At 40.5% G+C, this 11,353-nt stretch carries 8 protein-coding genes and 1 pseudogene; 3 read left to right on the top strand and 6 right to left on the bottom strand.

All coding sequences use genetic code 11. The annotated features are described in order from the left end of the window. From HMPREF1149_RS11375 to HMPREF1149_RS08260, 6 genes and pseudogenes are all read right to left on the bottom strand, one after another. Positions 1-925, bottom strand: a pseudogene (locus tag HMPREF1149_RS11375) (IS3 family transposase); the annotation flags it as partial. A gap of 69 nt (positions 926-994) precedes the next feature. After that, complete coding sequence (locus HMPREF1149_RS08285) at positions 995-1,981, bottom strand: LacI family DNA-binding transcriptional regulator (RefSeq protein ID WP_001145428.1); 987 nt, start codon at positions 1,979-1,981, stop codon at positions 995-997. Between the two features lie 9 nt (positions 1,982-1,990). Then, the gene (locus tag HMPREF1149_RS08280; RefSeq protein ID WP_000938245.1) at positions 1,991-2,791 is read right to left on the bottom strand and encodes a DUF1189 domain-containing protein; all 801 of its coding nucleotides are present in this window, start codon (positions 2,789-2,791) and stop codon (positions 1,991-1,993) included. A 262-nt stretch (positions 2,792-3,053) separates the two neighbouring features. Continuing rightward, the gene (locus HMPREF1149_RS08270) at positions 3,054-3,896 is read right to left on the bottom strand and encodes a sugar ABC transporter permease (protein WP_001065640.1); all 843 of its coding nucleotides are present in this window, start codon (positions 3,894-3,896) and stop codon (positions 3,054-3,056) included. A gap of 1 nt (position 3,897) precedes the next feature. Beyond that, the gene (locus HMPREF1149_RS08265; RefSeq protein WP_000414942.1) at positions 3,898-5,190 is read right to left on the bottom strand and encodes a sugar ABC transporter permease; all 1,293 of its coding nucleotides are present in this window, start codon (positions 5,188-5,190) and stop codon (positions 3,898-3,900) included. Between the two features lie 124 nt (positions 5,191-5,314). After that, positions 5,315-6,583 (bottom strand): extracellular solute-binding protein, encoded by a 1,269-nt coding sequence (locus tag HMPREF1149_RS08260; RefSeq protein ID WP_000095455.1) that lies wholly within the window; start codon positions 6,581-6,583, stop codon positions 5,315-5,317. Positions 6,584-7,058: 475 nt separating this feature from the next. On the opposite strand from HMPREF1149_RS08260, the gene malQ reads away from it, so the two are divergent. From malQ to HMPREF1149_RS11570, 3 genes are all read left to right on the top strand, one after another. Beyond that, positions 7,059-8,576: a 4-alpha-glucanotransferase gene (malQ, locus tag HMPREF1149_RS08255; RefSeq protein WP_000747311.1), complete on the top strand. Its 1,518-nt coding sequence runs from the start codon at positions 7,059-7,061 to the stop codon at positions 8,574-8,576. 22 nt (positions 8,577-8,598) lie between these two features. After that, a complete protein-coding gene (gene glgP, locus HMPREF1149_RS08250) occupies positions 8,599-10,857 on the top strand; it encodes a glycogen/starch/alpha-glucan family phosphorylase (RefSeq protein ID WP_000937153.1) in 2,259 nt (752 codons plus the stop codon). 250 nt (positions 10,858-11,107) lie between these two features. After that, positions 11,108-11,314: a hypothetical protein gene (locus HMPREF1149_RS11570; protein ID WP_033585434.1), complete on the top strand. Its 207-nt coding sequence runs from the start codon at positions 11,108-11,110 to the stop codon at positions 11,312-11,314. Positions 11,315-11,353 lie beyond the last annotated feature (39 nt).

The raw sequence follows: 11,353 nt of genomic DNA, 5'->3' as shown, positions 1-11,353 counted from the left end.
TACAATTTCTGTGTGCTATTTGGAATGGCAAACTCTGTCACATCCGTATAGCACTTTTCCATTGGCCTTGATGCTTCAAACTGACGTTGAACCAGGTTATCTGCTTTCTTGCCAACGTCTCCTTTATGAGAAGAATATTTTCGTTTCTGTCGCATTTTAGCTTGTAAATTGAGTACTTTCATCAAGCGTTGAACTCTTTTATGATTTACTAGATATCCACGATTTCTTAGTTCTAAATGAATCCGACGATAACCATAGTTGCCTTTATGGTCATTATAAATGGCCTGAATTTCGGTTTTAAGTTCTTGATCTTTATCAACCCCATCCAGTTGCTTCAACTGATAATAGTAAGTTGAGCGAGCTAAACGAGCTGTTTCAAGAAGTAAATCTAGTCGAAATCCTCCTGAAACCATTTCTCTAACTGTCTCTGCCTTTCTCGCTCTAAGGCCTCGTCCCTTTCCTCTAACTCTTTTAACTTTTTTAGGTAGGCCACCTCGGTCCGTAAGCGTTCATTCTCCTCTTGAAGTCGCTCTAGTTCTGTCATTTCTTCCCAGGTTTTCTTCCGTTTACGTCCCATTTTAGCAGGTCTCCCTCTTATTTTCTCAACAATAGTATACCCGTTTTTCTTGTATTGTGCCAGCCAATTTGGAAGTAATCCACTACTTGGAAGAGCATAATCCAGAGATACGCTTAGTTGCGATTGTCCCTCAAGTTGGACTTTATCAATGATTTCTTGTTTTAATTCAGGAGAATAGTAACGATTCTTCTCCTTTTTAACGATTTCTATCCCGTAACGATCAATCAATTTAATCATGTACTGAAGATTAGAAATGTTTATCCCAAATTTATTTGAAAGCTTCTCTAAGCTATATCCTTGTTTTCTAAGTTCATAGATCTGAACTTTATCATCATAAGTTAATTTCATAATAAAAACACCCCAAAAGTTAGATTTTTTCTGTCTAACTTTTGGGGTGCAGTTCACTGGGGCTGGTCTTTATTTTTCGATAATTTTGTGTCCAATCAACTGGCGGTAACAAATCTGTTTATTGTTTTTAGCATCGTTGATGATCTGGAGAATGGTTTCAAAGGAAACGCGCCCGAGTTCCAGACTATTGATATCGACATAAGCTACGAGGTCAAGTCGAGGATTGACAGAGTCGAAACTCAAGACAGGAACAGTTAACTGATGCTTACTGATGTAGTCACAAACTCCTTCTGCTAGGAGACTATCGGTTGTGATGATAGCGTCAATCTGCGGATCGTGATTGAACAGAAGTTCACTGAATTGATAACCTTTTTCTTCTAGAAATTCGGTCGCAAAGTAGGTTAAGTTGGTATCAATCGGAAGTTGGTGTTGTTTGAGTGCGGACTCATAGCCAGTTAGACGATCTTGCGTTACGAAGAGTCGCTTTGTACCCCCGATGAAGGCAATTCGTTTGCATCCTTTTTTGATGAAATACTCTGTTGCATCAAAGCCAGCTTGTACATTGTCATTATCAACAAGAGGGATAAAGGGTGAAGTAGATTTTCCGAGAATTAGGAAAGGGAACTGCTCATCGGCTACTAGTTTGACCAGAGGGTCTTCTTCTTCAGCGTAGAGGAAAATCAAACCGTCAACACGCTTGCCATAAACCATCTGAGAAATCGCATTGAGACGTTCTTTCTCATCTTTTCCTGTTGCAATCTGAATAGCGTAGTGGTTTTCAGACGCGACTTGGGCAATCCCTCGTAGGACAGATGGGAAGAAAGGATTTTGGTAAAAGGCATCCGAGTCATCAGGAAGCACCAGGCCGATAACCTGAGTATAGCTACTTACCAAGCTACGAGCATTGAGGTTGGGATGGTAGTTGAGTTCCTTCATAGCCTTGCGAACTCGTTTTTTGGTTTCATCACTAATCGTTGATTTATTTTGAATGACGCGGGTAACAGTGGAAGGTGAGACACCTGCTGCCTTAGCCACATCTTTAATCGTCACGGGCATAAAAATCTCCTATTTATGATAATCTGGATCACGGAAATGTGTCTTGTAAAAAATAGTGACCAGATAAAGAACAAAAAGAATGTTTTGTACAGTGATAAGGGTTGACATATTTTGGCCAAAAAGTCCCAAAATAAGCGTAATCAGAGTGGGTAATCCTAAACAGTTCAAGATAAAATGGTAGCACTCTTTAAAGGTCCTAAATGAAAAGAGGCGTGATTTTTTGGTGATATAAAGGAGAAGACTAGCTCCAAGAGAGACAATGAAGAAATTCAATCCAAAGAGGAAGCTAGCACCAAGAACGAGAAAGAGACTGATATAGACCCGATTTTGTTGGTACCAATCTTTAGAAATGGCCTGGGTTAGATCTTCCTTACTCTGGAAACTCCCCGTTTGAATCGCGTGGTAGCGAATGCGAGTCAATTCCTTACTTTCCTTACTGATGACGAGTTCTTCCGTATCAAAATGAAGTTGTAGGTCCTTTGGCAATTCTTTGCTTTGGCTTGGGCCAATCAAAAGAGAAGGCTGCCGATTCTTCGTACCTGAGTAGTTCAGCTTTCCATCAACGATTTGTGCATTCTCTGACAAGTCCATGATGGCTTCATCTGTCAGTGGAGTGTAGACATTATCGATAAAGGTATCCAGTGGATACGTTTCCTGTGAGCTGTTTTGAATGGCAATCGGAACCATAGACAAGCTGATGAGGAAAATGCTCGTAAAGAGAAGCTGAAACCAGTTGAGGCCGAAACGTTTTGATAGGGGCTTACGAAATCCCCAGATACTAGAGAAATACGAGAATGGATATGGAAGCATAGGCATCTTTCTAAAAGTGTTTTCTATATGAGTATTATTATATAGAGAAATGTGCTTTATTTCAAGTCTAGGAGATAAATTGCTTGTTGTTGCAAGAATATTATTTACAGTAACAATTTCTAATACTCAATGAAAATCAAAGAGCAAACTAGGAAGCTAGTAGCAGGTTGCTCAAAGCACAGCTTTGAGGTTGGAGATAAAGCTGACGTGGTTTGAAGAGATTTTCGAAGAGTATAAAATGAAAAAGGGTGGCGGGGATAAATTATCCCTTGTCGCCACCACTTGTAAGTCCTGAAACAAAGTTCTTTTGTAGGAAGAAGAAGAGAATACAGATTGGAAGGGCGATGAGGATAGCACCTGCTGAGAAGTAGGCGATCTTCATGTTTTTCACATTGCTAACGAAGGTCTGGAGACCAACGGCAACAGTAAAGTATTCTTTCTCACGAAGCAAGAAACTAGAGAGGATGTAATCCCCGAAAGGTCCCATGAAGGCCCAGAGGGCTTGTACAGCCACCATTGGGCGAACGAGCGGAAGGACAATTTGCCAGAAGCGACGGAAGTGTCCTGCACCATCTAGTTTTGCAGATTCGTCAAGAGACATTGGTACGGTATCGAAGTAACCTTTCATGAGCCAAGCATTCATCGGAATACCTCCACCGACGTAGAGGAAGATGAGGAACCAGCTATGGTTAAGGGCGTTCAACATAAGCGCCATAACGAAGAAGGCGGTCAATGCGGCCATGGTTGGCACCATTTGGATAATCAAGAAGAAGACCAAACTTTGTTTACGAGCCAAGAAGTTGTAACGGCTGTAGGCATAACCAGCCAGTACGATGATACTTGTTTGAACAGCCATTGTGATAAAGGCAATAATCAAAGTATTAAGGTACCAAGTACCGTACAAGGTTTCGGTGAAGAGCCCTTTAAAGTTATCAAAATTGAAGTCGATGTTAGTATCTAGTTTAAAGGCTGCGACGTTACCTGCTTTAAAGGCTGACATGATGGTAATCAAAAGTGGATAGATAATGACGATTGATAAGCCAATCAAGTAGAGGTAAGTGAGGGTTTGAGTCAGTCTACGTTTGAGTTTGATTGAGTTATTCATCTTAGACGTCCTCCATATCAAATGCGTGTAGTTTCTTGAATGCGATCATAGAGATAGAGATGACAATGATTGAGATAATCAAGGTAACAGCTGCCGCCATAGAGTATTGAGGAGATGTACCTGTTGTCAAACGGTAAATCCATGAAATCAAGATATCAGTTGAACCGGCTCCACCTCCGACAGTACCAGGACCTCCACCATTAAAGAGATACATAATAGAGAAGTTGTTAAAGTTGAAGGTGTATTGGCTAATCAATGTTGGAGCTGCAACAGCTAAAATCATAGGGAAAGTGATGTTGCGGAATTTTTGCCAAGCATTAGCACCATCGATGTAAGCCGCTTCGTAGAGGTCGTTAGGAATAGACTGCAAGATACCCAAGGTCAAAACGTAGATGTATGGGAATCCTAGCCAGCCTTGCATCATAATCAAGGCAACCTTAGTCCAAGTTGGATTTGTTTTCCAAGGGATAAGAGCTCCATCTAGGAAAGGAAGGACCTTAGACAAAAGAGGCAAGACTTGGGTGTTGATGGCACCGACACTATCATTAAACATGTTTGAGAATGTCAAGATAGTGATGAAGGCTGGAACAGCCCAAGGAAGAAGGAAAATAACACCGAAGATACGTTTTCCTTTGATAAATGGTTGGTTGGCAATGATTGCTGTAAAGATACCAATGACAATCTGCAAGGTAGAAGCAGCCAAGGCCCAAATAATGGTCCAAGAAAGAACAGAACCAAAGGCTGAACGGAAGGTACTCAAACTCCAGATGTTAGTGAAGTTCGTCAAACCAACCCAGTCCAACAATTTGTTTGGTGGCAAGTGTTGGAAGTCGTAGTTAGTAAAGGCAATCATCAAGGTTACGATAACAGGGAAGATAATTGCAAATGTCATCGCTACATATGATGGGATGATTAAAAGGTATGGGAATCCATTCTCATAAATACCTTTAATCATATCCTTGAAGGTACGAGCCACAGGAATACCGTTGTTGATACGTTTAGCAGTCGTATATGCATCCTTGATATTAAAGATGTAAAAGAGCAAGTAAACGACAACAAAGATAGAATGAAAAGCACCACGAATCAGCATAAAAAGTGAATTATCACGACCAGGTTTGTCACCAAGTGTGATCAAATTGCTCAATTCAGGGCTTGCAAGTGTTAGAAAATACAGAACAAATAGAACAGTAACACCAAGAAAAATAAATCCTTTAGCTTTTTGTTTGTTATAGATTTGTCCTAAACCAGGAATGATTGACAGCAAGGCTGCTTTGCGAGGCTGTTGTTTTTCCATGATTACTCCTTTCATAGGATGCGAGATAAAACTCGGATTCGATTGTAAGATACGTGCGTATGATAATAGGCGTATCTATAAATTCAAAGGGGGATTTTGCTTCCACCCCCCTTGAACAAATCAATTATTCACCAAATTTTTGTTTGATTGTTTCCTTGATTAATGTTACAGCATCGTTAGCAGCTGTTTTCGCATCTTTCTTACCACTTACAGCTTCAAAGAGCATAGTTTTCGCTGGATCCCAAACAGCTGACATTTGTGAGATGTTTGGCATTGGTTGAGCGTTCTTGAACTGTTTGATAACAGATGTTGTCAACTCATCGTTTTTGCCTTCAGCATAAGTACGAGCTTCAGTATTAGCTGGGATTTCGTTAGTAGTATCGTAGAATGCTTTTTGTTGTTCAGTTGATACAAGGAAGTCTACAAATTTTTGAGCTCCTTCAAGGTTCTTAGTGCTTGCTGGGATAACCCAAGCTTTACCACCACCAAATGTTTCATAGTTTTTACCGTTTGGAAGAGTTGGGATAGTTGCAACACCGTAGTTTACTTTAGCATCTTTGAATGCTTGAGCTTTCCAAGGACCATCGATGATAGCAGCAGTTTTACCTTCTTGGAATTGAGTTTGGATTAAGTTTGGAGCTCCTTCAGTATCTTGCATACCTTTAGGCCATTTTTCATACCAAGATTTAGCATAGTTGATAGCTGTAATTGAACCTTCGTTTGCAAGTCCGATATCTTTAGGATCTTTACCGTTTTGACCAAATACATAACCACCATTACCAGCAAGAAGTCCGTAAGTGTAGTAGAAGTTTGTCCAGTCAGCTAGGAAGGCAGTAGTTTTGCCATCTTCACCAGCGAAAGCGTATTTGCTGTCTTTAGCAAGTTCTTCTAGCTCAGCAAAAGTTTTTGGAGCTTCTTTTAGCAAGTCTTTGTTGTAGTACATTACGAGAGACTCGATAACGGCTGGAGCACCATAGACTTTACCACCAACAGTTACAAGAGATTTAGTAGTATCGTCTGTTTTCGCACCATCGCTAAGAGTTACTTCTGAAAGTTGTCCGTCAGTACCAAGGCTACCTACACGGTCGTATGGAGCCATCATAACATCAGGGGCTTTACCAGATTGGTTGTCAAGTGAAAGGTTATCAAGACCACCCATTTGGTCACCTGTTTTGATAGTAACTTTTACGCCAGATTCTTTTTCATAAGCTTTTGCAGCAGATTCAGCGAAGGCTTTATATTGGTCTTCGACGTAGAAAGTAAGTTCTTTTGCTTCTGAAGAGCTAGTATCAGCAGCTTTGTCAGCAGATTTGCTTCCGCAAGCTACCAAGAGCAAGCTAGCTAGAGTAGCAGTTCCGAGCACAGCAGCGCTCTTCATGAATTTAGATGACATAGTGTATTCCTCCTAAAGAATAACAGTTATAATTTATTCGGGAAACGCAAACGTTTTCCTTTATGAGCTTAGTATAGCACAAATAGAAAACGGTTGCAAGGTTTTTTTGAAAAAATTTTAAAAAATTTTTAAGGTTTGGAAGTAGATATGATTATCTTTAATAGGAAGAAAATATCCTAAACGCTGATTTTCTTATTTTGTGAAAACCAAGGGAAACGATTGCGTTAATTTAGCCCAATTTTCAGAAAATATAGGAGATGTTCGGAATGAATTATCTTAAATCAGAAAATCTTTAAAAATTTTTTTGCTTATTTCATAAAATATCAGTGGGAATAAGTTTTAGTTAGATAAAAATAATTCAAAAAATTTTTTAAAAACGCTTGCATTTGTCTTTGAAATACGCTATACTTAATTCAACGCAAACGTTTGCGTCTTGATTCCGCAACGTTTTATAACAAACACATGAGGTGCTATTATGAAAAAACGTCAAAGTGGTGTGTTGATGCACATCTCTTCTCTACCAGGAGCATACGGGATTGGATCATTTGGTCAGACTGCCTATGATTTCGTTGATTTCTTGGTTCGTACGAAGCAACGTTACTGGCAAATCCTCCCTCTTGGGACAACAAGCTATGGAGACTCTCCATACCAATCATTCTCAGCCTTTGCTGGAAATACGCATTTTATCGACCTTGATATCTTGGTAGAGCAAGGCTTGTTGGAAGCTAGTGACCTTGAAGGTGGTGACTTTGGTAGCGATGCATCTGAAGTTGACTATGCGAAGATTTATTACGCACGTCGTCCACTTTTAGAAAAAGCAGTTAAACGCTTCTTGAAAGTGGGTGATGTCAAAGATTTTGAGAAGTTTGCTCAAGACAACCAATCATGGCTCGAACTCTTCGCAGAATATATGGCTATCAAAGAGCATTTTGACAATCTTGCTTGGACAGAATGGCCAGATGCAGACGCTCGTGCGCGTAAAGCTTCAGCACTTGAAAGCTACCGTGAGAAATTGGCAGACAAGTTGGTTTACCACCGTGTGACTCAATACTTCTTCTTCCAACAATGGTTGAAATTGAAAGCCTACGCTAACGACAACCACATCGAAATCGTTGGAGATATGCCAATCTATGTTGCGGAAGATTCAAGCGACATGTGGGCAAATCCACATCTCTTCAAGACAGATGCCACTGGTAAAGCAACTTGCATCGCAGGATGCCCACCAGATGAGTTTTCTGCCACTGGTCAGCTTTGGGGGAACCCAATCTATGACTGGGAAGCAATGGACAAAGACGGTTACAAATGGTGGGTTGAACGCTTGCGCGAAAGCTTCAAAATCTACGATATCGTTCGTATCGACCACTTCCGCGGTTTCGAATCTTACTGGGAAATTCCTGCTGGTTCCGATACAGCGGCACCTGGTAAATGGGTGAAAGGTCCAGGCTACAAACTCTTCGCAGCCGTTAAGGAAGAGCTTGGTGAGCTAAACATCATCGCAGAAGACCTTGGTTTCATGACAGATGAAGTCATCGAGTTGCGTGAACGCACTGGATTCCCAGGAATGAAGATTCTTCAATTTGCCTTCAATCCAGAAGACGAAAGTATCGATAGCCCACACTTGGCACCAGCTAACTCAGTTATGTACACAGGAACACATGATAACAATACGGTCCTTGGTTGGTACCGTAATGAGATCGACGATCCAACTCGCGAGTACATGGCGCGCTACACGAACCGTAAAGAGTACGAAACAGTGCCACACGCAATGCTTCGCACAGTATTTTCATCTGTTAGCTTCATGGCAATTGCAACTATGCAAGATTTGCTAGAACTAGATGAGTCAGCTCGCATGAACTTCCCATCTACTCTTGGCGGAAATTGGTCATGGCGTATGACAGCAGACCAACTCACACCAGCTGTTGAAGAAACTTTGCTTGACTTGACTACAATTTATCGCCGAATCAATGAAAATTTGGTAGAATTAAAGAAATAAGACAATATCAGGAGACACAAAAATGTTACCATTAAACGAATTTGTACAAAAGCGTTACAATAAATCTATCGCAGAATGTAGCAATGAAGAGCTTTACCTTGCTCTTCTCAACTACAGCAAGCTTGCTAGCAGTCAAAAACCAGTCAACACTGGTAAGAAAAAAGTTTACTACATCTCAGCTGAGTTCTTGATCGGTAAACTCTTGTCAAACAACTTGATTAACCTTGGACTTTATGACGATGTCAAAAAAGAACTCGCAGCCGCAGGTAAAGAGTTGATTGAAATCGAAGAAGTCGAATTGGAACCATCACTTGGTAACGGTGGTTTGGGACGTTTGGCTGCCTGCTTTATCGACTCAATCGCTACACTTGGTTTGAATGGTGACGGTGTTGGATTGAACTATCACTTTGGTCTTTTCCAACAAGTTCTTAAAAACAACCAACAAGAAACGATTCCTAATGCTTGGTTGACAGAGCAAAACTGGTTGGTACGCTCAAGCCGTAGCTACCAAGTGCCATTTGCACACTTCACATTGACATCTACTCTTTACGATATCGATGTACCTGGTTACAAGACAGCTACTAAAAACCGCTTGCGTTTGTTTGACTTGGATTCAGTTGATTCTTCTATCATCGAAGATGGTATCAACTTTGACAAGACAGACATCGCTCGCAACTTGACTCTCTTCCTTTACCCAGACGATAGCGACAAGCAAGGTGAATTGCTCCGTATCTTCCAACAATACTTCATGGTTTCAAACGGTGCGCAATTGATTATTGACGAAGCAATCGAAAAGGGAAGCAACTTGCACGACCTTGCGGACTACGCAGTTGTGCAAATCAACGATACTCACCCATCAATGGTTATCCCTGAATTGATCCGTCTTTTGACTGAACGTGGTATCGAACTTGACGAAGCAATCTCTATCGTTCGTAGCATGACTGCCTACACTAACCACACAATCCTTGCTGAAGCCCTTGAAAAATGGCCTCTTGAATTCTTGGAAGAAGTGGTTCCTCACTTGGTACCAATCATCAAAGAATTGGACCGTCGTGTGAAAGCAGAATACAAAGACCCAGCTGTTCAAATCATTGATGAAAACGACCGTGTACACATGGCTCACATGGATATCCACTACGGATACAGTGTTAACGGGGTAGCAGCCCTCCACACTGAAATCTTGAAGAACTCTGAGTTGAAAGCATTCTACGACGTCTACCCAGAAAAATTCAACAACAAAACAAACGGTATCACATTCCGTCGTTGGCTCATGCATGCCAACCCAAGACTGTCTCACTACTTGGATGAGATTATTGGACATGGTTGGCACCATGAAGCAGATGAGCTTGAAAAACTCTTGTCATACGAAGACAAGGCTGCTGTTAAAGAAAAATTGGAAAGCATCAAAGCTCACAACAAACGTAAATTGGCTCGTCACTTGAAAGATCACCAAGGTGTGGAAATCAATACAAACTCTATCTTTGATATCCAAATTAAACGTCTTCACGAGTACAAACGCCAACAAATGAACGCTTTGTATGTCATCCACAAATACCTTGATATCAAGGCTGGTAACATCCCTGCTCGTCCAATCACAGTCTTCTTTGGTGGTAAAGCAGCTCCTGCCTACACAATCGCCCAAGACATCATTCACTTGATCCTTTGCTTGTCAGAAGTGATTGCAAATGATCCAGAAGTAGCTCCACACTTGCAAGTGGTTATGGTTGAAAACTACAACGTTACTGCAGCAAGCTTCCTCATCCCAGCATGTGACATCTCAGAACAAATCTCACTTGCTTCTAAAGAAGCTTCAGGTACTGGTAACATGAAATTCATGTTGAACGGAGCCTTGACTCTTGGTACTATGGACGGAGCTAACGTGGAAATTGCTGAGTTGGTTGGCGACGAAAATATCTACATCTTCGGTGAAGATTCAGAAACTGTTATCGACCTTTACGCAAAAGCAGCTTACAAATCAAGCGAATTCTATGCTCGTGAAGCTATCAAACCTTTGGTTGACTTCATTGTGAGCGATGCTGTTCTTGCAGTAGGTAAGAAAGAACGCTTGGAACGTCTTTACAACGAATTGATCAACAAAGACTGGTTCATGACTCTCCTTGACTTGGAAGACTACATTAAAGTCAAAGAGCAAATGCTTGCTGATTACGAAGACCGCGACGCATGGTTGGATAAAGTCATCGTTAACATTGCCAAAGCAGGATTCTTCTCATCTGACCGTACAATCGCTCAGTACAACGAAGATATCTGGCACTTGAACTAAGATACAAAATTTATACTAATCACTTTGTAAAAAAAGCGAATTTCAATTGAAATTCGCTTTTTTGAATGATGTGGATTTTAGCCAATCAGGTCTAAAAAGAGATAAATCATAGATACGTTGAAGTTTTAGAAATACTGCTTTTTACTGTATTTCAGTCTCATGATTCTTCGTAGTTGATGACCTCGTATTTCTTGTATCCGCTTATAATTTGTATTATAATAGCATTGTGGTGAAGAAAGAAGGTGTTTTTATGTGGAAAAAATATTTTTCAAAATATAAATGGACTGATTTATTTTGGATACTATTTGTGGTTTTGTTATCACTCTCGATGGGGAATCGTACTCTTTTTCCACTTACCCATCAAGAAATCTCTTATCATGGGTGCTATTTGGGGATTACACTTGCCTCATTTCACTTATTATTCATTGATAAATTTGTTATTTCGAATCGAAAATAAATGGAGAGGTTAAAATTTTTTCCACTTTTCGGATAGACA

The sequence above is a fragment of the Streptococcus sp. BS35b genome, assembly GCF_000286475.1.
Lineage (GTDB): Bacteria > Bacillota > Bacilli > Lactobacillales > Streptococcaceae > Streptococcus > Streptococcus oralis_W.
This window is presented reverse-complemented; position numbering and strand designations above follow the sequence as displayed.